At 46.2% G+C, this 21,073-nt stretch carries 18 protein-coding genes; 10 read left to right on the top strand and 8 right to left on the bottom strand.

Going from position 1 to position 21,073, the window contains the following annotated elements:
• Positions 1–46: 46 nt before the first annotated feature.
• From VT06_RS01085 to malQ, 6 genes are all read right to left on the bottom strand, one after another.
• Complete coding sequence (locus VT06_RS01085) at positions 47–1,129, bottom strand: AraC family transcriptional regulator (RefSeq protein ID WP_046552397.1); 1,083 nt, start codon at positions 1,127–1,129, stop codon at positions 47–49.
• Between the two features lie 366 nt (positions 1,130–1,495).
• A complete protein-coding gene (gene purT, locus VT06_RS01090; RefSeq protein WP_235357311.1) occupies positions 1,496–2,713 on the bottom strand; it encodes a formate-dependent phosphoribosylglycinamide formyltransferase in 1,218 nt (405 codons plus the stop codon).
• Complete coding sequence (gene gndA / locus VT06_RS01095; protein ID WP_046552398.1) at positions 2,710–4,239, bottom strand: NADP-dependent phosphogluconate dehydrogenase; 1,530 nt, start codon at positions 4,237–4,239, stop codon at positions 2,710–2,712. Before gndA ends, purT begins: the two co-directional genes overlap by 4 nt.
• 107 nt (positions 4,240–4,346) lie before the next feature.
• On the bottom strand, positions 4,347–6,407 hold the full coding sequence (glgX, locus tag VT06_RS01100) for a glycogen debranching protein GlgX (protein ID WP_152658956.1): 2,061 nt from the start codon (positions 6,405–6,407) through the stop codon (positions 4,347–4,349).
• Entirely contained in the window at positions 6,404–8,599 is a 2,196-nt protein-coding gene (glgB, locus tag VT06_RS01105; RefSeq protein WP_052750124.1) for a 1,4-alpha-glucan branching protein GlgB, read from the bottom strand. The genes glgX and glgB overlap by 4 nt, the downstream gene beginning before the upstream one ends.
• A 45-nt stretch (positions 8,600–8,644) precedes the next feature.
• A complete protein-coding gene (gene malQ / locus VT06_RS01110; RefSeq protein WP_046552399.1) occupies positions 8,645–10,834 on the bottom strand; it encodes a 4-alpha-glucanotransferase in 2,190 nt (729 codons plus the stop codon).
• Positions 10,835–11,044: 210 nt separating this feature from the next.
• Between malQ and gap the strand changes: the two genes are divergently transcribed.
• Both gap and VT06_RS01120 read left to right on the top strand, forming a co-directional pair.
• Positions 11,045–12,055, top strand: coding sequence for a type I glyceraldehyde-3-phosphate dehydrogenase (gap, locus tag VT06_RS01115; protein WP_046552400.1), 1,011 nt, complete (start codon positions 11,045–11,047; stop codon positions 12,053–12,055).
• Between the two features lie 30 nt (positions 12,056–12,085).
• Complete coding sequence (locus VT06_RS01120) at positions 12,086–12,973, top strand: D-hexose-6-phosphate mutarotase (RefSeq protein ID WP_046552401.1); 888 nt, start codon at positions 12,086–12,088, stop codon at positions 12,971–12,973.
• Positions 12,974–13,047: 74 nt separating this feature from the next.
• Here the strand turns inward: VT06_RS01120 and VT06_RS01125 are convergent, their stop codons facing one another.
• The gene (locus tag VT06_RS01125; RefSeq protein ID WP_046552402.1) at positions 13,048–13,239 is read right to left on the bottom strand and encodes a hypothetical protein; all 192 of its coding nucleotides are present in this window, start codon (positions 13,237–13,239) and stop codon (positions 13,048–13,050) included.
• 92 nt (positions 13,240–13,331) lie between these two features.
• Complete coding sequence (locus VT06_RS01130; protein ID WP_052750125.1) at positions 13,332–13,739, bottom strand: hypothetical protein; 408 nt, start codon at positions 13,737–13,739, stop codon at positions 13,332–13,334.
• Positions 13,740–14,018: 279 nt separating this feature from the next.
• Here VT06_RS01130 and ccoN point away from each other — a divergent pair, with 279 nt between their 5' ends.
• From ccoN to VT06_RS01175, 8 genes are all read left to right on the top strand, one after another.
• Positions 14,019–15,446: a cytochrome-c oxidase, cbb3-type subunit I gene (gene ccoN, locus VT06_RS01140; RefSeq protein WP_046552405.1), complete on the top strand. Its 1,428-nt coding sequence runs from the start codon at positions 14,019–14,021 to the stop codon at positions 15,444–15,446.
• A gap of 10 nt (positions 15,447–15,456) precedes the next feature.
• Positions 15,457–16,065: a cytochrome-c oxidase, cbb3-type subunit II gene (gene ccoO / locus VT06_RS01145; RefSeq protein ID WP_046552406.1), complete on the top strand. Its 609-nt coding sequence runs from the start codon at positions 15,457–15,459 to the stop codon at positions 16,063–16,065.
• A 5-nt stretch (positions 16,066–16,070) separates the two neighbouring features.
• Positions 16,071–16,253, top strand: coding sequence for a cbb3-type cytochrome c oxidase subunit 3 (locus VT06_RS01150; protein ID WP_046552407.1), 183 nt, complete (start codon positions 16,071–16,073; stop codon positions 16,251–16,253).
• The gene (ccoP, locus tag VT06_RS01155) at positions 16,246–17,220 is read left to right on the top strand and encodes a cytochrome-c oxidase, cbb3-type subunit III (RefSeq protein ID WP_046552408.1); all 975 of its coding nucleotides are present in this window, start codon (positions 16,246–16,248) and stop codon (positions 17,218–17,220) included. Before VT06_RS01150 ends, ccoP begins: the two co-directional genes overlap by 8 nt.
• 78 nt (positions 17,221–17,298) lie before the next feature.
• Entirely contained in the window at positions 17,299–17,784 is a 486-nt protein-coding gene (locus tag VT06_RS01160; protein ID WP_046552409.1) for a FixH family protein, read from the top strand.
• A gap of 11 nt (positions 17,785–17,795) precedes the next feature.
• The gene (locus tag VT06_RS01165; protein WP_046552410.1) at positions 17,796–20,204 is read left to right on the top strand and encodes a heavy metal translocating P-type ATPase; all 2,409 of its coding nucleotides are present in this window, start codon (positions 17,796–17,798) and stop codon (positions 20,202–20,204) included.
• The gene (gene ccoS / locus VT06_RS01170; RefSeq protein WP_046552411.1) at positions 20,201–20,362 is read left to right on the top strand and encodes a cbb3-type cytochrome oxidase assembly protein CcoS; all 162 of its coding nucleotides are present in this window, start codon (positions 20,201–20,203) and stop codon (positions 20,360–20,362) included. Before VT06_RS01165 ends, ccoS begins: the two co-directional genes overlap by 4 nt.
• Complete coding sequence (locus VT06_RS01175) at positions 20,359–21,033, top strand: sulfite exporter TauE/SafE family protein (protein WP_046552412.1); 675 nt, start codon at positions 20,359–20,361, stop codon at positions 21,031–21,033. Before ccoS ends, VT06_RS01175 begins: the two co-directional genes overlap by 4 nt.
• The last annotated feature ends 40 nt before the right edge of the window (positions 21,034–21,073 follow it).

The following is a 21,073-nucleotide window of genomic DNA, read 5'->3' on the forward strand; positions in this document are numbered from 1 at the left end:
TTACCGAACCACCACATAATAACCTCAGCCTGTTAGAAAACTGCGATCACTTTGGCGGGGTTGCTGTTTGTATTCGTCCGGGATCCGGATTTTGTACCTGCTGATGCTGATATTGGCTGGGGGTTAGCCCGGTACTGGCTTTAAACAGCGCATTGAAAGTAGATTTGGCATTAAAACCAGAGGCAAATGCAATTTCTAAAATAGTTTTGCCACCAGGTAGCTGCAGTTGTCGCTGCACCTCTGCTAATCTTAGCTGATTAATGTAATCACAAAAACTAATGCCTGCACCCTGATTAATAGCCCAGGACACATCTTTACTGCCTAAGCCGGTAAGCTTAGCCAGATCGGCCACCGCCAGCCGCGGCTGTAAATACAATTGCCGCTGGGCAATCAAGTCAGCCAGTTGTAGAAAAACAGCCTGAGCTTGAGGATCTGTTCCAGCTGCGCTGTGTTCAGTTGCCACCGTTGTCGTATCAAGCCCATCAAAAAAATCCTGCTGCCTGCTGGCGCGCATTACCAGCAGGAAAATCAACGCAAAACTTAACAGCTGATGCCCAAAATACCATTGATTTCTAAATATATAAGGCAGGTAAGGTTGCAGGTTCAAGCGAATTAAATCCAGTAGCGCCAAACTACCCAACGCCAATAGCAGCCAAATTAGCCACTGCAGCCCCAATCGGTCTGCGTCGGAGCGCTCAGCGCGCAGCGTTTGCTGGTAGCACCACAATAGGCGCGCGGCAACTGCTAAATACCCTAGTTGACTAACAGTACCCAATGCTAATACCAGTTGTACTTGTCCAGCCAGCGGCAGCAACAGCAGAGCAAAAGCAGCATGGCTGCAATCCCGCCAATACAGCTGCGCTTTAGCAAAAACCAACTGACGAACCAATAAATAGAAAACCGGCCCAAGTAACAAGCTAAAAACCGGCGTCACCATAAGGATATGGCGGCTAACACCGGTTTCTTCCAGCAGGTTGAAGAGCATCAGCATGCCATTCATACCAAGCAGTAACACCAAACCGCGTAACCGCGGTTGTGGCCAGATCATTGCCGCCATAATCACACTGCAGCAAATAACACTGATTTGCAGTACATTAACCGGTAGCAAAGTTAGCGGAGAAATTAGCACGTTAGTGGCTTCCTAAACAGAGTGAAACTCAGACAAAACGAGAACCAGATAACCCTTGCGCGATTGGAATATCAAAGCAATTAAAAATTGTCTCATGTCGTCTCTCTATACAGAACGTAGGCTCATCAGCTAACTGACCAAAAGTTGTGCTAACCGCTGTTTCACTACCTTATATTTTCTACTTTTTCAGCCCGGCAATTTAAGCAATTGCGCTTTTTTGCGCAGTAATGTTAACAATTTATAGCTACCCCACAGCAAACAGCAAGGTGCCGGGAACAGCAACGATACCGGCTATTACTATTTCTTTTTCAGTGGCGTTAAGACGTTGTTGTTTAATGTTCATATTCGATATTTTAGTGTTAAGCCTTATTTTAGCGTCACTTTTAACTGGCTGATTACCTTTAAGGCTTTCTCGGTGGCATCTGCTACCGTATCGCTTAGCGCTAAAGCCACGCCCATGCGACGCTCGCCCTGTACTTCTGGCTTACCAAAAATACGCAGTTCGGTATCGGGTTCGCTTAATGCTGCTGCCAGGCCCTGATATTGAATATCGGCGCTGTTACCGGGAACCAGTAACACCGCTGAAGCGGCCGGGCCGTATTGCTTAATGTGGGGTATTGGCAAGCCTAAAATTGCCCGGGCATGCAGTGCAAATTCGCTTAACTGCTGTGAAATAAGGGTGACCATGCCGGTATCGTGTGGCCGCGGCGATACTTCCGAGAAATACACCTTATCGCCTTTAATAAACAATTCAACGCCAAATAAGCCACGGCCACCTAAGGCCTCTACCACAGTTTTGGCGTAGTGTTTAGCACTGGCCAAGGCGTTGTCGCTCATGGGTTGCGGCTGCCAGCTTTCTCGGTAATCGCCCTTTTCCTGGCGATGGCCAATAGGCGCACAATATTGAATGCCGCTGAGCGAATTAATGGTTAATAAGGTAATTTCGTAGTCAAAGTCGATAAAGCCTTCTACGATAACCCTGCCCTTGCCGGCACGGCCACCTTCTTGTGCATGCAACCAGGCCGCGTCAACCTCTGCCGCGTCACGCAGTATGCTTTGGCCTTTACCGGAAGACGACATAATCGGTTTAACCACACAAGGGTAGCCAATGGCATTAACCGCCGCAATAAAGCTGGCTTTATCACTGGCAAACTGAAAGGGTGAGGTGTCAAGTTTTAGCTCATCTGCTGCCAGGCGGCGAATACCCTCGCGGTTCATGGTTAGGTTTACTGCTTTGGCGCTTGGCACCACATTAAAACCGCAGTCTTCCAGCTCAATCAGCACTGAGGTAGCAATGGCTTCCAACTCGGGCACTATTAAAGCCGGCTTTTCGCTAATCACCAGCTGGCGCAGTGCAGCGTTATCCAGCATCGACATCACCACCGCTTTATCGGCCACCTGCATAGCCGGAGCGTTGGGGTAACGGTCTACCGCAATAACTTCGCAGCCATAGCGCTTAAGTTCAATACACAGCTCTTTGCCCAGCTCACCGGCACCTAATAGTAGTACTTTGGTGCTACTGGCGGTGCCAGGTGTACCAATTTTATTGATACTGTTTTTATTAAAACTGTGCAGCATAGTCATTTTACTTTCACCATTGGTCTGGCCGGATTACTCCAGTCTACATGGAACATTTTGCCTTTGGCTTTGTCGGTGCGCTCAAAGGTGTGGGCGCCAAAATAATCACGCTGGCCCTGTAATAAATTCGCCGGTAATACTGCCGTGCGATACGAGTCGTAGTAACTCAGTGCTGAACTTAGCGCCGCTACCGGAATACCGGCTAACGTGGCGTTGGCTACCGCTTTACGCCAATTATGCTGATACACCGAAATTTGCTTGGCAAAAAAGGGGTCGAGTAACAGGTTTTCCAGCTCATCGTTGCGCTCATAAGCTTCCGTTATCGATTGCAAAAATACCGCCCGAATAATACAACCAGCCCGCCAGATTTTCGCAATTTCAGCAAAGTTAAGCTGCCAGCCATGTTCATCTGCAGCGGTTTTCATTAAATGAAAACCCTGCGCATAAACACAAATTTTTGCGCAGTATAAGGCATCATGCAGCGCCTGAATAATTTCGTCTTTTTGCTCGGCAGAAATCAAGTTCTGCGCCGGCCCCGCCAATACAGTGGCCGCTTTTATCCGCTCGTGTTTCAGTGCTGATATCGAGCGGGCATATACCGCCTCAGCAATAGTCGGTGACGGGCTACCCAGCTGTAAACTGCTCACTGCAGTCCACAAGCCAGTGCCTTTCTGGCCGGCTTTATCCATTATCACGTCGACCAATGGCAATCCAGTTTCTGAGTCTTTGGTCGCCAGTACTTCAGCACTAATGCCAATTAAATAGCTGTGTAGTTTACCGTCGTTCCATTGTTTAAATACCCCGGCAATGTCAGCGGCAGTCATGCCTAAAACGTCACGCATAACCTGATAGGCTTCACAAATAAGCTGCATATCGGCATATTCAATACCATTGTGTACCATTTTTACGTAATGGCCTGAGCCGCTTGGGCCAATATAGGTGGCACACGGCTCGCCTTCGGTTACCGGATTGCCAGGTTCAAAACGTTCAATCGGTTTACCCGTAGCGGGGTCTACTTTGGCCGCAATAGCTTGCCATAACGGTTTAATGCGCGTCCAGGCATAAGGGTCGCCACTGGGCATTAATGAAGGGCCAAACCGGGCGCCTACTTCGCCACCCGATACCGCGGTAGAGAAGAAAATAAACTTTCCTTCGTACTGTTTTTCGCGCGCAACGGTGTCGGTCCATAAGCTGTTGCCGGTATCAACAATAATATCGTCTGCCTGAATGCCAGCATCGATAAGCTTGTGGCAAATGTCGTCTACCGGCTTGCCAGCCGGCACCGACAACACAATTAAATGCGGTGCAGATAATCGCGACAATAACTCGGTGTACGAGCTGCAACCAATAACTCTAGCGGGCTTGTTGCCGCGCTCGGCTTTATCCTGTGCCATTACGGCTTCCAGTTTATGATGGTCTAAATCGAAGGCCGCTACCCGGTAGCCATTGTCGGCAAGGTTTAATATCAGGTTTTTCCCCATCACGCCGGCTCCAACAAAACCGATGTCACAAAGTGGCGCTGTATCTGTCATTTAACGATCCTTTACTGAGGGTTGCTAAGCCAATAACAGGCTCACAAAGTGGCGCATATTATAAGGGAAAACCAACTGTAAACCTATTGCCATAGTCACTGTCACCATTATTGCCAAACCGAAATGCTATGAGCGGCTTGTAAATAGTCGCTTTCGGCATCGCTGTTTTTAGTCGCCAAACCATCATTGTGCGCGGTATCAAACAACCGAAACCAGCCCCTGGCTGGCAGGGTTAACGCCACCGATTGCTCGGCGCCATTAAACACAAATAATAAGGCCTTGCCACTTTGCCGGTGCGTGATGCGGAAAATACAAATTGCCCGCTCAGGATCATGCCAGTCATGTTGTTGTTTTTCTGTACCATCAGCTAAAAACCAACATACCTGATGTTTGTCACCATGCAGCTGATAGTGATCATCCTGCAATGAAATTTGCTGTAAACAGCTGTATTTTTTACGCAGTTGCAGTAATTGTCTGACAAATTGCAAAAATTTCTGCTGCTGGCCGTCAAGTTGCCAATTTAACCAGCTTATTGGATTATCCTGGCAGTACGCATTATTATTGCCACCCTGAGTATGGCTTAGCTCATCACCACCCAGCCAGTGCACTATGCCCTGGCTTAGTAACAAGGTGGCGGCCAGATTACGTTTATGCTGATAACGGCGAGCCAGAATAAGCGGGTCGTTGCTGGCACCTTCCACCCCATGGTTACAACTTAAATTATGGCTGTGACCATCGCGGTTTTGCTCAGCATTTTGCTCGTTATGTTTATCGCTATAACTAACGACATCTTCTAAGGTAAAACCATCATGATAAGTCAGATAATTTACGCTACAACTGGCTGGCTTATGGTGTTTCTGAAAAATATCCCGTGACCCCAGTAAGCGAGTGGCAAACTCGGCCAGCACGCCCTTATCACCCCGCCAGAAGGCGCGAAAGGTATCACGACATTTATCATTAAGTTCCGACCAGTTAGCTGGGAATTGCCCCAAATGATAACCAAAAGGCCCGACATCCCAAGGTTCGGCAATCAGTTTGGCCTTTGATAACACCGGATCTTGGGCAATAATCTGAAAAAAACTGGCAAAAGGATTAAAACGCTTGTTTTCACGACCAAGCGTTACGGCTAAATCAAAGCGAAAGCCGTCCACTTGCATCTCGGTTAACCAGTAACGCAACGCATCCATTACTAATTGCTGAGTTGCCGGGTTAGCAATATTCAGGGTATTGCCACAGCCGGTAAAATTACAATAATTCTGATAATCGACCATATCAGCATGACTGTGAAACAAGTAATAGTGGCGATCTGCCAGGCCGCGAAAACTCAGAACCGGGCCATCGTCGCCCGCTTCCGCACTGTGGTTAAACACCACATCCAGGATCACTTCTATACCATGCTGATGCAGAGTTCGGACCATTTGCTTAAATTCAGCAACCGCATCTTCCAGTTGATAACGTGGATCGGGAGCAAAAAAATTCACCGGGTTGTAGCCCCAGTAATTGGTCAGTCCCAGCCCGGTTAATCGTGGCTCTGCCATAAATGCTGCCACTGGCAATAACTGTAACGTGGTAATACCGAGCTGCTTTAAATGATGAATAACACTGGCATGGCATACACCTAAATAGGTGCCCCGCAGTGCTTCAGGCACCTCAGGGTGCAGCATGGTCAGCCCCTTAACATGCGCTTCGTAAATTACCGTTTTCTCGCGGGATATGTTAGGTTTTACACTCTTTTGCCAATCAAAATTATTATTATCCAGCACACCCTTCGCCAGGGCTAAATGGCTTTTTTGCTGGTATTGCTCACGTTGCCATACCTGGGCCCGGTTTAACTTTCGGGCATACGGATCAATTAATACCCGCGCATTGTCAAAGCGAAGGCCAGCGCTACTATTATTGACACCATCCGCTTTTAGGGCATAAAGCGTACCCTCGCTAATATCGCTTACCTGCATGTGCCAAATGCTGCCCGTGCGTGCACTAAAAGGCAGTTCTGCCAGTATTTCTTCAGTATCAGGCTGATACAAACACAGTGTCAGGCCAGAAGCGTCAGGGGCAAATACTGCGAAATTCCAGCAGCTTTTTGCTACGTTAGTCGGCCCCAGCGGGCTGCTGTGTCCGGCAACCGTTTTTAACAAAGGCGCGGTATTCGCGATACCATTACTCATGCCTTATTGTCCTTTTTTCGTAAATATAAACAGGCTAGTGGTGGCACATTTAAACAAATAGCCTGAGCTTTACCATGACAGCCTGGTGCTGCTGCTGGTAAATAGCTGCCTACCGTATAGTTACCGCCCCAATAATATTCACTGTCGGTATTAACAATAACCTCATAGTCACCGGGGTGTTCAACCCCTAATCTAAAGTTATCGCGTGGTACCGGCGTAAAGTTTGCCAGTATATAAATGGCATCACCATTACTATCACGACGAATAAAACTCAGGGTACTGTGTTCAGAATCGTTATGATCCAGCCAGCTAAAACCCTGCTGTTGATAGTCCAACTGATGCAACGCTGCAATGCCCTGATAAATATGATTTAAATCACGATATAGCTGTTGAATACCCTGATGTTTCGGATACGCCAACAAATGCCAGTCAAGGCTTCGGGTATGGCTCCACTCGCGGCTCTGGCCCAGTTCATTACCCATAAAGTTCAGCTTTTTGCCCGGATGGGCAAACATAAAAGCAATATAAGTACGTAAGTTAGCGGCCTGTTGCCATTCATCACCCGGCATTTTATTAATTAAACTGCCTTTGCCGTGAACCACTTCATCATGCGAAAGTGGCAAAATAAAGTTTTCGTTATAAGCGTATACCATCGAAAAAGTTAAATCGCTGTGATGGTATTTGCGATAAGAAGGATCTTTACTGATATAGCGCAGGCTATCGTTCATCCAGCCCATATTCCATTTAAAGCCAAACCCTAGACCGCCGTTGTCTACCGGCCGCGATACCTGTGGAAAAGAGGTAGATTCTTCGGCAATAGTCATCGCCTGCGGAAATTTATTGTACACCTCGCTGTTTAGCCACTTAAACAGGCTAATGGCTTCATAGTTGTGGTTACCGCCATCAATATTCGGTACCCAATCGCCTTCATCACGAGAATAATCCCAATACAGCATCGAGGCCACCGCATCAACCCGAATGCCGTCAATATGAAAATGTTCCAGCCAATACAAGGCGCTGGCGACTAAAAATTGTCTGACATAATCTTTGCCATAGTCATAAATACACGAGTTCCAGTCAGGATGCCAGCCACGACGTGGATCGGCATATTCATATAAGGGGCTACCGTCGAACAAGGCTAGGCCATGGCTATCTTCCGGAAAATGCGCTGGCACCCAATCAAGGATCACGGCAATACCTGCCTGATGACAGGCATCAACGAAGGCTTTAAATTGATCCGGATCACCAAAGCGTGAAGTGGGTGCAAACAAGCCCAGTGGTTGATAACCCCAAGAGCCGTCAAACGGATGCTCCATTACCGGTAATAATTCAAGGTGGGTGTAACCCATGTCTTGCAAATATGGAATAAGTTGCTCGGCCAGCTCCGGGTAACTTAATGGCTGGTTATCCTCTTTGCGCCGCCAACTGCCGATATGCAGCTCGTAAATACTCATGGCACTTTGATAAGGGTTTATCGCTGACCGCTCGCGCCAGGCCGTATCCTGCCATTGATAACGATTTTGGTCGTACACTAAGGAAGCATGCGATGGATACTGTTCCGCATAAAAGGCCATCGGATCAGCTTTGTGTGGCAATACCTGGCCATGTTTATCTTTAATTTCGTATTTATAGCGCACACCGCTAGCCACTTCTGGCATTACCAGTACCCAATGTCCACAATCGCTGCGCTGCATCGGATGACAACGGCCATCCCAGCCGTTCATGTCGCCCACTAATGCAACGCTACTGGCACTGGGCGCATAAACAGCAAAGCGGGTAGCGGCCAGTCTGCTGCCATCAAGTTGAATAGATATTAGCTGGGCGCCAAGCTGACGATATAGGTTTTCAGGTTGGGTATGCACATGATGCACCGCATAATAAGCTTGTTCACGAAATTGGTAAGGGTCGATACAGCGATAAGCGCCATGTGCATCAGTAACGTCTAAATAATATGCAGCAACTTTGCGTTTACGCGCTACTATTAACTCGAATATCCCGCTGTAGTCTGAATGTGGCTCCAGTTTACCCAGGCTTTTGCCACTTTTTATGTCAAAGGCTTCAACGGTAAGTGCATGAGGCAAGTAGCATCGAAGCAGCATACCAGTACCTTTAGCGTGATAGCTGTTAGCTTGCCATCCCAATAAAGAAAAAGGATGAGCACAGCTTGCCTGATTAAATTGCGCCAATGTCATAGTATCAGTCCTTTTATAAAAATTATTTTTAAACCGCTTATCGGGTTAGCCGGCCCGCGCAGCAGTGAGCGCTATTAACAGCTGTTGAATATGAGCTTTGGTGGTCCATTGTTCCAGCTCACAACTTAATTTGCGCCGCCAGTTAGGATACTCATCGCTGGTACCGGGTACATTAACAGGCTGCTCCATTTCCAGCCAATCTTCCAACTGCAAGCAAAGCAACTGGCTGCGCCCGGCCGCCAGATGACACTGCAGCGCATAGTTAAGCGTCCTATCCATGCCGAGATTATCGACACTACGCGGATAATCAGCGGGTAATACACCATGACCGTGCAGAGAATCAAGCATGCGCTGTTTATTGGTATGTCGCTGCTGGTACAAATGTTGAAGTTGCTCATCATCTTTATACAATCCCAGTTGCTGACCGAGTTTTAAATCTTCACAATGCCAAAACCCTATTAAGGTCGGTAAATCGTGAGTACTTAAGGTTGCCATGGCTTGCACCGGATAATGCGCTGGTGAAATAAAGCCACCATCGGCAGCCGTTTCAAAAAAGAATACCCGGTACGAGTAGATACCATAATCAACCAGCAAATCACGAATGCCCTCTGGCACTGTGCCTAAGTCTTCACCAATAATTACTGCCTGTTGACGCTGACTTTCCAATGCCAGAATACCCAGCAAATCCATAATAGGATAGTAGACATAAGCACCGCCACCGGCATTGACAGCCGTTTTTGGTACCCACCATAAACGCAATAACGCCATAACATGGTCGATACGTAGCGCGCCGGCATGCTGCATATTACTTCGAAATAAATCGATCATTGGCTGATATGCCTGGCTAAATAACTGATAAGGCTGCATTGGCGGCAGCCCCCAATTTTGTCCGGCCGGGCCTAATGGATCGGGTGGCGCGCCCACACTGGCATTGCGACAGTATAAATCGCTGTTACCCCATATTTCGGTTGATGCCTCACTGACCCCAACCGCTAAATCGCGGTATAACCCCAGTAACATACCGGCGGTTTTTGCTTGTTGTTGCACAACGTTAAGTTGATGCTGTGCAATAAACTGTAAATAACAATAAAAATCCAGCTGTAACTTATGCTCCGCCGCAAAGCTGGCAACAGCGTCACTTTGTGGACTGCGATATTGTTCAGGCCAGTTTGGCCAGCCCCAATACTGACTATCCAGCGCAATAAGATAAGCATGTAAAGCATCATATAACGCCAGTTGCTGCAAGCTCTCACCGCCCTCTGCTTTAAATTCAGCAAATTCGGCTGCTAAATGGGCTTCTTGGCCACAATGCTGCACAAACCATTGATACAAATAGTGCATTACTGGCAGTTTTAGTTGCATTACGCCACGGTAATCGACCCAATCGCGCTGGCGTTGCTCGGCTAACGCACTATTAAATTCTGGCGTTTTGACCAGGCTTTGCGTTTTGCTGCACTTTGTAAAACCTGGCATCGCACTGACATCAATATACATAATATTCAGCCAGCGCCGGGATGACGGGCTATAGGGGCTGGCATTCTCCGGTATAGCCGGATACAACGCGTGAATGGGGTTTAAACCAACAAAATCAGCCCCCTGCGCTGCCAGATAACTTACCAAGGTGCTTAAATCACTAAAATCACCAATGCCCCAGTTGTTTGCTGAACGCAAACCATACAACTGCACGGATACACCCCACTGCTTGTGCTGGCTAAACTGCTCAGGCTGAAAACACTGGCCAGGGCTGATAATTAAACGCTGTTCAAAGCTAAAATCAGTGTCAGGGCACGTTAGCGTTAACGTGTGATAACCCGTTACCAATGCGTAATCGAGCACATGCCGGTATTGGTGATACTCGTCATCGCCAAGCAACGCCACCTGCACCAACTCGCCGGCAACCGCCTCCGCATTAAATTGATAACGTATGCCCTGCTCGGTAAGTAACACAAACTCAAAAACAGTATTGGCCAGTGCTAATGGTACTTGCATCTCAACAATTAGTGGTTCACCTTGAAGCTGTACCGACACCGGCGCTAAAATGAGCTGCCAGAAATCCAGTTGCCGTTCAGTCAGTTCGGCGCTTGCGGCGGCATCATCGGCAATATTAAAACCTTGAGCGGCCAGCAAGGCTAACTGATCGGCAACAGCAACTTGAGTGGGGTTACCCCAGGCATCATTAAACTCAGTCTCAATACCTGAAAAAGCAACCAATTCAGCTAGCAGCGCGGCATCCATTTTTTCTTCCTTATATACAACAGTCAGTTGGCACCATGTTACTGTGAAAATTCAAAGTAACACCAAAACAATTTACGTTATTAAATTACAACAAAGCAATTAAATAGCGTTTTAAACTTGAAAAAAGCCCACAATAATGTAATTTTACTACAAATTGTTAGTTGAATACGTTTTCAGTCTAACGCTTGTACATTTAACTGTGGAGTCTCTATGTCTATTCGGGTTGCCATTAATGGCTTTGGTCGTATCGGCCGCAATGTGTTACGTGCTTTATATGAAAGCACTCAAGATTACGACATTAAAATTGTTGCCATTAATGACTTAGGCGACGCGGCTATTAATGCTCACCTGTTAAAATATGACACTGCACACGGAATTTTTGCTGCTACAGTCACGCATGACGAGCATGCTATTTATGTTAACAACGATCAGATTAAAACCTTAAGTATTCGAAATCCGGCGGAACTGCCCTGGGCAGATTTACAAGTTGATGTTGTATTAGAGTGTACCGGCTTATTTACTGATCGCAAAACGGCTGGCGCTCACTTAACGGCTGGCGCGAAAAAAGTAATTATTTCTGCACCCGGCAAGGATGTCGATGCCACCATAGTATTTGGCGTAAACCATCAGATCCTTACCAAAGAAATGAGCATTATTTCTAATGCGTCCTGTACGACTAACTGTTTGGCGCCCATTGCCAAGCCGTTATCTGACGCACTGGGTATTGAGTCAGGTTTAATGACTACCATTCATGCCTATACTAATGATCAGCGCTTAAATGATGTCTACCATACTGATGTGCGCCGGGCCCGGGCGGCGGCGATGTCCATGATCCCAACAAAAACCGGCGCTGCAGCGGCGGTAGGTTTAGTGGTGCCGGAATTAAAAGGTAAATTTGACGGCTTAGCCGTGCGGGTACCTACGCTTAACGTGTCGTTAGTTGACTTAACCTTTATTGCCGGCCGCAATACCAGCATTGAAGAAGTTAACAACATTATTCGTGCTGCCGCCGCTAAAAGCCCAATGAATCGGGTATTAGCAGTAAACGATTTGCCATTAGTCTCAATAGACTTTAACCATAACCCCATGTCATCTATATTTGATGCCACAGAAACCCGGGTTAACGGCAGGCTGGTAAAAGTGCTGTCGTGGTATGACAATGAATGGGGTTTTAGTAACCGGATGCTGGATAATGTGGTGCAGCTAATGTCAGTCAGTTAATGTTTAATCACTAAAAAGCAGACCTTAATATTGGAAACAGGACAATCTAAAGTCATTAGCCAGACTGGCTTTGCCAAGCTAAGCGACTTACCCTGTATAAAATTGCAGATAGGCCCGGCCAGTGCTGTAGTGTCGTTATATGGTGGCCAATTACTGTCTTACCAAAGTAAGCCGGCAATAGAGCATATCTGGTTGTCTGAGTTGGCAAACTGGCACAATGGCGCGGCTATTCGCGGTGGCGTACCAATATGCTGGCCTTGGTTTGGGCCGGCTAACAGCACTGTTACCCAGTCTACCCCTTCACAGCAGGCACTGCCAAACCATGGCTTGGTCCGAAACCGGTTATGGCAATGCCGCAAACGCCAAAGTAATGCTAAAGCAGTTAGCGTAACCCTAGCGATTGAAGTGGTAAATATTCCTGCGCCGCTCTGGCCAAATTCAGCGCAAGTATTTAAGCCTGTAACATTAACCCTGACGGTAACGCTTACCGCCAGCCAGTTAAGCATGCAACTGGAATGCGATACGCCCCTGTATCAACAAGCTGCATTGCACAGTTATTTTCGAATAAATAATGTAGCACAAAGCCGGGTAACCGGTTTAAGCGCACAGTATTACGATAAAGTAAGTAATACTAGGCAACACAGCAACAGTAGCGAAGCCCGTTTTATAGCAGAAACTGATCGCATTTATTACAACACGGCTAACCAGTTACACCTTATCGATGAGCAAAAACAGCTACATATCCAGCAACAAGGGCATGATGCCAGCGTGATCTGGAATCCGTGGCAGCAAAAAAGTATTGCGTTGCCAGACATGGCTGATAACGGCTTTACCGAATTTGTCTGTGTTGAAACAGCAATGTTGGATAATAGTATTGGTCGTACGTTAAGTTTAAAGCAAACGCTATTTTCTTTCTAACAACGCCATTTAATTAAGCATTAAGAAGGACTTTAAATAGTCCTTTCAGCCTTTAGGCATTATCATCTTTAGCATTACAATCGAGAGTGTAAAAACTGTTTTAAATCCTGTTGCTGATATCCTAACTTGCCTAGCAGTTCAGGCAATTCGTTCTGCGGTATAAACACACTTTCAAAATGCTCTACAATTCCATATAAATCAACACCTTGCTCTCTTAATTGTTGGGCGGTAGCTAAGTGAATATTTCGAACAAAATCGCTGGTCATTTTTGCTAGCCTCTAATGTGTTAGTAGCTGTCTGTTTGCCCTATTCATACTGACTAATTTTTATACTGCTGACAAGTTTTTAAATACGCTAATTACCAACTTGATTTAAACTGCTCATTTATCGAAAGTTTTGTGCCATCGGCCAACAGTACCGTCAACTTCAGTTGCCACAACATGGCAGGATCGCTACAAGCGCCAAGTAAAAAATCGGCCTGCCATTGCTCTTGCACAAGCGTTGCTGGCGTAATTAGCTTTTGAAAACGCAATGGAATGCGCCCCATATACATACTAATACCGGTTAAGTCAGCACTAATTATTTCGACCGGCTGGTCACTGCTAATCTGCAAACTTAACGGTGTTTCGACAGGAGCATCCGCCGGTGTTAAGGTGATAATAAGGTTGCTTTGCTGATAGAGAATACGACTGCTGGTGTCGATTTGCCTTGGCTGACAAGCGGCAAGCACCAATACACTAAAAACGACACAGAACAATTTTTGCATTTGCTTGATTACAGCCTCAATAAAATTATAGTGTACCTACTTTTACGTATTATGGCCAAGTAACGGTTACAATCGATTATTTATTGAACAGCAACTTTGTTCTACGTCATAAAATGAGTGAGTAAATCTATCTTTTTAAGGGTAAAAAACGTATCATTTCGTCCATAATTTAGTGACTGCAGCTGCAATGTAAACTTGTTGTTAGCTGTCCACTTTATAATAACCAAGGCCACCTTTAGGTGGATTTCAGTAACCAGCATAACTGCAGCGGAACTCAACATGATCCAAACCAAATCGTTAAATGTTGAATACAACTATAGCGTTGTCCGCCTCTTTGCCATCACTACCGTATTATGGGGTATTGTTGGTATGGTGGTGGGCTTATTACTCGCAGCCCAGCTTTACTGGCCGGCATTAAATTTTGACATTCCTTGGCTGACTTACAGTCGCTTGCGGCCATTACATACCAACGCAGTAATATTTGCATTTGGTACCAGTGCACTGTTTGCTACCTGTTACTATGTGGTGCAACGTACCTGCCAAACCCGGCTATTTGCTGAAAAGTTGGCCATGTTCACTTTCTGGGGCTGGCAAACCATTATTGTTGCCGCTGCTATTACCTTGCCCATGGGTATGAGCCAGAGTAAAGAATATGCTGAACTAGAATGGCCAATTGACATTTTACTGACGGTAGTGTGGATTTCGTTTGCTATTGTGTTCTTTGGCACCCTGGTAAAGCGTAAAACCAGCCACATTTATGTTGCTAATTGGTTCTATGGTGGTTTTATCATTACTGTAGCGGCACTGCACATTGTTAACAGCATGGTAGTTCCTCTTAACTTATTTAAATCTTATTCTATTTACGCTGGTGCAGTAGATGCCATGGTGCAGTGGTGGTATGGCCACAATGCAGTAGGCTTCCTGCTAACCGCTGGCTTTTTGGGCATGATGTATTATTTTGTACCAAAACAAGCTGGCCGACCGGTATACTCTTATCGTTTATCTATTGTGCACTTTTGGGCACTTATTGCGCTGTATATCTGGGCCGGTCCACACCACTTACATTACACGGCGTTACCAGACTGGACACAATCGTTAGGCATGGTGATGTCTATCATATTATTTGTACCCAGCTGGGGTGGTATGATCAATGGCATTATGACGTTATCAGGTGCCTGGCATAAACTGAAAACAGACCCTATCCTGCGCTTTTTGATTGTATCGTTATCTTTCTACGGCATGTCTACCTTTGAAGGGCCGATGATGGCCATTAAATCAGTAAATGCCCTGTCACATTATACTGACTGGACCATTGGTCATGTGCACTCTGGTGCCTTGGGCTGGGTAGCGATGATTTCTATCGGCGCCATGTATCATCTAATACCGGTGGTTTACAACAAGGTTGGCATGTATAGCACCAAACTCATTAATACCCACTTTTGGTTACATACTATTGGCGTAGTACTTTACATCGTCGCCATGTGGATATCAGGTATTATGCAGGGCATGATGTGGCGTGCGGTAAACACCGACGGCACCTTGACCTACAGTTTCGTACAAAGCTTGGAAGCGTCTATGCCGTTCTATCTAATGCGCTTTATTGGCGGCGTTTTCGTGGTGGCAGGTATGCTGATTATGGCTTACAACGTTTACAAAACTGTCCGTAGTAAAGATGAAGTGGCACAAGCTATGCCAGTAGCGGCATAAGGGGTAGAGCATGTCGAAAAATCATCATGAAAAAATAGAGAAAAGTGTTGGCTTACTGGGTATTTTTACCGTTATCGCCATTAGCTTTGGTACCTTGGTACAAATTACCCCATTGATGTTTATGGATGAAACCAAGCAGCCCATTGACGGTATGAAACCTTATACGGCATTACAGATGGAAGGCAGGGACGTTTTTATCCGTGAAGGTTGTACTAACTGCCATAGCCAGATGATTCGTCCTTTTAGAGCTGAAGTTGAACGTTACGGTCACTACTCGGTGGCAGGAGAAAGCGTTTGGGAACATCCATTTTTATGGGGCTCAAAACGTACCGGGCCAGATTTAGCCCGGGTAGGTCAACGTTACAGTGACGACTGGCACTATGCGCATTTAATGGATCCACGCTCTGTGGTGCCACAGTCTAATATGCCTGGTTATCCGTGGTTAGACAGTAACATCCTTGATGGAAAATACACCACCCGTAAACTTGAAATCTTCCGTGGTTTTGGCGTGCCTTATACCGATGAGGACATCGCCGGCGCTGTTGATGCAGTAAAGGGTAAAACTGAAATGGAAGCCCTGATTGCATATCTGCAATCATTGGGCACGGCCTTGAAGTAATCATTATGGAATTTGCAACAGTTCACAGCGTGTTAACCGTGATTTTGTTCGTCGGCTTTGTCGCTTTCGTTATCTGGGCTTACAGTAAACAACGTAAGAAAGATTTTGACGAAGCAGCCAACCTGGTATTTGACGACGAACCAGAATCGAAGGATAAAAAAATCAAACGGGAGTCAGATCATGAGTAGCTTTTGGAGTGCTTGGATCATCGTGTTAACGTTACCGGTGCTTATCGGCTGCTTTATTTTGCTGCGCTGGAATTTAACTAACTATGTTGGTGTAGCAGAAGATGAAACTACCGGGCACATTGTTGATGGGTTAGAAGAAATCAATAACCCGTTGCCAAAGTGGTGGACCTATATGTTTTATGCCACCCTAATTTGGTCGGTTTTTTATCTGGCAGCCTATCCGGGACTAGGTAATTGGCCTGGTTTTTTAAACTGGACCAGCTCTAATCAGGGTATTAAAAATCTGGCCGAGTCTCGGGCAGCAGTTGAACAAGCCAAAGCTGATGGCAAGTACGTGCAGTTAGATGTTGAAAACCAAACAGCAGAAGAAATTTATGGCCCGGTGTTTCAGCAATTTGCCCAACGTGATGTATTAGATTTAGCCTACGATCCTGCGGCGTTAAAAATTGGCCAACGCTTATATTTACAAAACTGTGCTGTTTGTCACGGCTCGGACGCCAGAGGACAACGTGGCTATCCAAACCTAACTGATGATGACTGGCTGTACGGTGGCACAACTGACAAAATTAAAGAAACCTTGTTATATGGCCGCAGAGCTGCAATGCCCGGCTGGCAGGCTGCACTGGGCGATCAAGGTATTAAAGAAATGACGGCCTACGTATTAAGTTTGTCGGGTCGGGCTGTAAATGATAAAGATGCTACTGCCGGTAAAGCGAAGTTCGGTATGTGTGCAGCGTGTCATGGTGCAGACGGTAAAGGCAGTGTGGCGCACAATTTACCGTTTGGGGCACCAAACCTGACCGATAATATTTGGTTATATGGTGGTTCTGCTGGTGCAATTGAACAAACACTAATAAATGGCCGCTACGGTGTTATGCCTGCATTTCAGGACACACTGGGTAAGGATAAAGTACATATAATTACCGCTTATGTGTACCGGCTATCTAACCCCGAAGACAAACGTTAACCCTTACTGGCTGTCGATATAAGCCAGATAACACTAAGCCCCTTTACGGGGCTTAGTGTTATTAACAACGAGGAAATTATGCAGCTGGATACAAAACCCTGGTACAAACAAATGTGGCCCTGGATCCTTATTGCCATACCGGTAGTGACCGCATTACGAGCGATATATGCCGTGGTATTAATGAATCAACAACGACCCGATTTGGTTGTTGATGATTATTATCAGGCAGGAAAAAGTATTAACTTGAAACTGGCAAAGTACCGTGAAGCGGAACTTCGTAATCTTAACGCCACCGTGCTGATTGCTGGCAACCGGGCAGTAGTTCGTTTTGCTGAAAATGCAGTATTAGATGACTCTGTTCATCTGGATTTTTATCACCCTACTCTGGCAGCTCAGGATTTTGCAGTTGATGCCCAGCGCAGCGGCCAGTTGTTGTATGTTGCTACCCTACCTATCACGCCAACGGGGAAGTGGCGCTTGAATGTGTCTGATAACAGTACTGAATGGAAGTTGCGAGCCACGTTTACTTTGCCGGCTGAGCAAGAATTGAAACTAGGTTACTGACTGAGGCGACTTTGGTTAAACCATCCTGCTTTCATTGTCAGCTATCGGTGCTGACAGGCGACACCTTCCAGTTAACTCTTAATGGCCAGCAAGCCATGTTTTGTTGCGCTGGCTGTCAAGCCGTTGCTCAAACCATTATCGACAGTGGGCTTGGCGATTATTATAAGTTTCGAACAGAAGCTGCCGCCAAAGCCGAACTTGTGCCGAGTGAATTACAAGCTAGCCTGCAACAATACGACAGTGCTGAGGTATTAGCTGATATTAGTAATAAGCGCGAAAATTTAACTGAAATTGAATTGTCTGTTAGCAATATGAGCTGCGCAGCCTGTGCCTGGTTAATTGAAAAACAACTTAACAAACAGCCCGCTATTGCCAAAATAAGTATTAATTCTTCTACTCAACGTGCCCTGCTTTGTTGGCAACCAGAGCAATTACCGCTTAGTGAAATTTTGTTGCTGATTAACCGGCTTGGTTACCAGGCCAGTCCTTTTGTCGCTGATGAACAGGAAAGTCTGTTTAAAGCAGAGCTTAACCGTTATCTAAAACGGCTGGCAGTATCCGGCATTATGACCATGCAGGTGATGATGCTGGCTTTTGGCTTATATTTTGGCGAATACAGTGGCATAGATCAATCGCACGAAGGTTATTTACGCTGGATCAGTATGCTGCTAACGCTGCCAGTGGTGTTGTATGCCGCCCTACCTTTTGTTAGTAGTGGCTGGCGCAGTATTAAAGCACGACAGCTTAATATGGATGTACCGGTAAGTCTGGCCATTTATTACACCTTTTTTGCTTCCGCTTATGCCACCGTGATGCAAACCGGCGAAGTTTATTTTGAATCAGTGTGTATGTTTACGTTTTTACTACAACTGGGTAAGTTTTTTGAATATCGGGCTCGGGCACAAGCACGTGATGCCACCAGTAATTTACTGAAAATTATGCCCGTTACCGCAACCTTGTTGCAGAATGATCAGCAACATACTGTATCGGCCCGTCGTCTAAGCCCGGGTAACACTATACTCGTAAAACCCGGCGAAACACTGCCTGCAGATGGCGTAGTACTGTCTGGAAATAGTACGGTAGACGAATCAATGCTCACTGGTGAATATACGGCTATTAGTCGCCAACCAGGTGATACGGTGCTGGCCGGCAGTATTAACCACGATGGTTTACTGACTATTACGGTCAGTAGTGCTTTGGCCCATTCCCGCTTAGGGCAAATTATCCAACTGCAACAGCACACCTTACAAACAAAACCGCGGCTAGTCGAAAAAACTGATAAACTGGCTCGTTATTTTGTTGAACGACTGCTGCTCATTGCCGCAGCTACCTTTGCCTTGTGGTATTTCTGGCTTGATCCTGAGCGGGCATTTTGGGTAACCTTATCTGTACTTGTCGCCACCTGCCCCTGTGCGTTAAGCCTGGCGACACCTACCGCTATTACCTGCGCCTTAGCGCAGCTTAACCGCAAAGGGATATTGGTAAAAAATGCGCAGGCCTTGGAAACGCTGCCCGAGCTTAGCCACATTATTTTCGATAAAACCGGAACCTTAACCGAGGGCCGCTTTAGTATTGCCAACATTGAACACCTCACGTCTTTGGCTTCGGTAGCACTTAATGAGTCAGAATTGCTTAATGTGATCGCCAATCTGGAGCAAAGCTCGGAGCATCCGATCGCCAGAGCATTCAAAGGCTATTTACAACACAGTCTACCGTTAACTAATGTTATTATCAGTGTTGGCCATGGCATCAGTGCAACCTGGCAGGGACAGCAGCTAAAAGTAGGTAGTGCTGCCTATTGTGAAGTGCCGCTGCACCAGCAGACACGTAATAATAAAGCCAATGTATTTGTATTACTTAACCAGCAGCTGCTGGCAGCGATTACCCTGGCTGATGTGCTGCGCCCTGGTGCAGCAGAATTAGTTGCCAATTTACAGCTACAGGGCTTTCGGGTTGGTATGTTAACCGGCGATAGCTCTGGTCAGGCGGCCGAATTAGCTGCACAATTGCAATTGGATTTTATGCAGCAAGATTGCACACCAACCCAAAAGGTTGAGGCCATTAATCAGCTGGTAGCCAGTGGCCATAAGGTGTTGATGATTGGTGATGGCATTAATGACAGCCCGGGTTTTAATGCGGCACATATCTCTGTTGCAGTAGAATCTGGTGCTGATTTATCTAAAAATCAGGCTGATGTTGTTATGTTACAACCCGATATCCGTTTACTGGCAACCCTTATCGCCGCTGGCAAACTGGCGGCTAAAGTCATTAAACAAAACCTAGCCTGGGCGGTCGGCTATAATCTAATTATTATTCCACTGGCCGTTGCTGGTCTGGTATCACCTTATATTGCGGTACTAGGTATGTCTTTCAGTTCATTGCTGGTGGTATCAAACTCGCTTAGGCTAATTAAAAAATGAGTATTATTTACGTCCTAATTCCTATTGCCATTTTATTTGTGATGCTTGGTTTGGCCATTTTTTTCTGGGCCGTTCGTAGCAAACAATTTGAAGATCTTGATAAAGAAGGTTTTAGCATTTTGTTTGACGAAGATAATCAAGATAAGCCCGATAAATGAGTGCTGACTTACTGGCGGCGCTACTGATTGGTTTTCTTGGTAGTAGCCATTGCATTGTGATGTGCGGTGGCATTGTTGCCGCATTACAACTGTCGTTACCCGATCGCAGTGTTGCCTGGAAACTGTGTATGCAATTGCTGCTAAGTCTGGGACGATTAACCACGTATGCATTGCTTGGGGCGCTGGTCGGTTATTTTGGGGTGCAAGCCATGGCATTGGCGGGTATATCTTTACTGTGGTTACGCTTATTTGCCGGCATATTGCTGCTAATGATGGCACTGTATATCGCCAGGCTTTGGTTTGGCCTTACCGCACTTGAGCGCGGTGGTCAGCGTTTATGGTCAGTGGTTAGACCGTTAAGTCAAAAAGTAATGCCGCTTAATAGTCTGCCTAAAGCCTATATGTATGGTTTATGCTGGGGTTGGCTGCCTTGTGGTCTGGTTTACTCCACGTTAGGTTGGAGCTTAGCCAGTGGCAGTGCCAGCCAAGGGGCACTCATTATGTTGTTTTTTGGTTTAGGTACCCTGCCCGCTATTATCAGTTTTGGCAGCTTAGCCAACAGCTTAAGTAAGCTTAAAAACCTGCCGGCAGTTCGTTATAGTGCTGCCAGCATCTTAGCTATTTATGGTGTTTATACGATATACCTTGCTTTACAAAGACTTGTTTTTTAAGCTCTATCAGTAATTACCGGGACAATAGAGGATCGTAACC

Source organism: Arsukibacterium sp. MJ3, from assembly GCF_000987765.1.
Classification (GTDB): Bacteria; Pseudomonadota; Gammaproteobacteria; order Enterobacterales; family Alteromonadaceae; genus Alishewanella.

Bases quoted from the DNA above. Each gene is read 5' to 3' on its own strand.
- purT (WP_235357311.1), bottom strand. From the start codon at position 2,713: ATGACTATGCTGCACAGTTTTAATAAAAACAGTATCAATAAAATTGGT.
- gndA (WP_046552398.1), bottom strand. From the start codon at position 4,239: ATGACAGATACAGCGCCACTTTGTGACATCGGTTTTGTTGGAGCCGGC.
- glgX (WP_152658956.1), bottom strand. From the start codon at position 6,407: ATGAGTAATGGTATCGCGAATACCGCGCCTTTGTTAAAAACGGTTGCC.
- glgB (WP_052750124.1), bottom strand. From the start codon at position 8,599: ATGACATTGGCGCAATTTAATCAGGCAAGCTGTGCTCATCCTTTTTCT.
- malQ (WP_046552399.1), bottom strand. From the start codon at position 10,834: ATGGATGCCGCGCTGCTAGCTGAATTGGTTGCTTTTTCAGGTATTGAG.
- gap (WP_046552400.1), top strand. From the start codon at position 11,045: ATGTCTATTCGGGTTGCCATTAATGGCTTTGGTCGTATCGGCCGCAAT.
- VT06_RS01125 (WP_046552402.1), bottom strand. From the start codon at position 13,239: ATGACCAGCGATTTTGTTCGAAATATTCACTTAGCTACCGCCCAACAA.
- VT06_RS01130 (WP_052750125.1), bottom strand. From the start codon at position 13,739: ATGCAAAAATTGTTCTGTGTCGTTTTTAGTGTATTGGTGCTTGCCGCT.
- ccoN (WP_046552405.1), top strand. From the start codon at position 14,019: ATGATCCAAACCAAATCGTTAAATGTTGAATACAACTATAGCGTTGTC.
- ccoO (WP_046552406.1), top strand. From the start codon at position 15,457: ATGTCGAAAAATCATCATGAAAAAATAGAGAAAAGTGTTGGCTTACTG.
- VT06_RS01150 (WP_046552407.1), top strand. From the start codon at position 16,071: ATGGAATTTGCAACAGTTCACAGCGTGTTAACCGTGATTTTGTTCGTC.
- ccoP (WP_046552408.1), top strand. From the start codon at position 16,246: ATGAGTAGCTTTTGGAGTGCTTGGATCATCGTGTTAACGTTACCGGTG.
- VT06_RS01160 (WP_046552409.1), top strand. From the start codon at position 17,299: ATGCAGCTGGATACAAAACCCTGGTACAAACAAATGTGGCCCTGGATC.
- ccoS (WP_046552411.1), top strand. From the start codon at position 20,201: ATGAGTATTATTTACGTCCTAATTCCTATTGCCATTTTATTTGTGATG.
- VT06_RS01175 (WP_046552412.1), top strand. From the start codon at position 20,359: ATGAGTGCTGACTTACTGGCGGCGCTACTGATTGGTTTTCTTGGTAGT.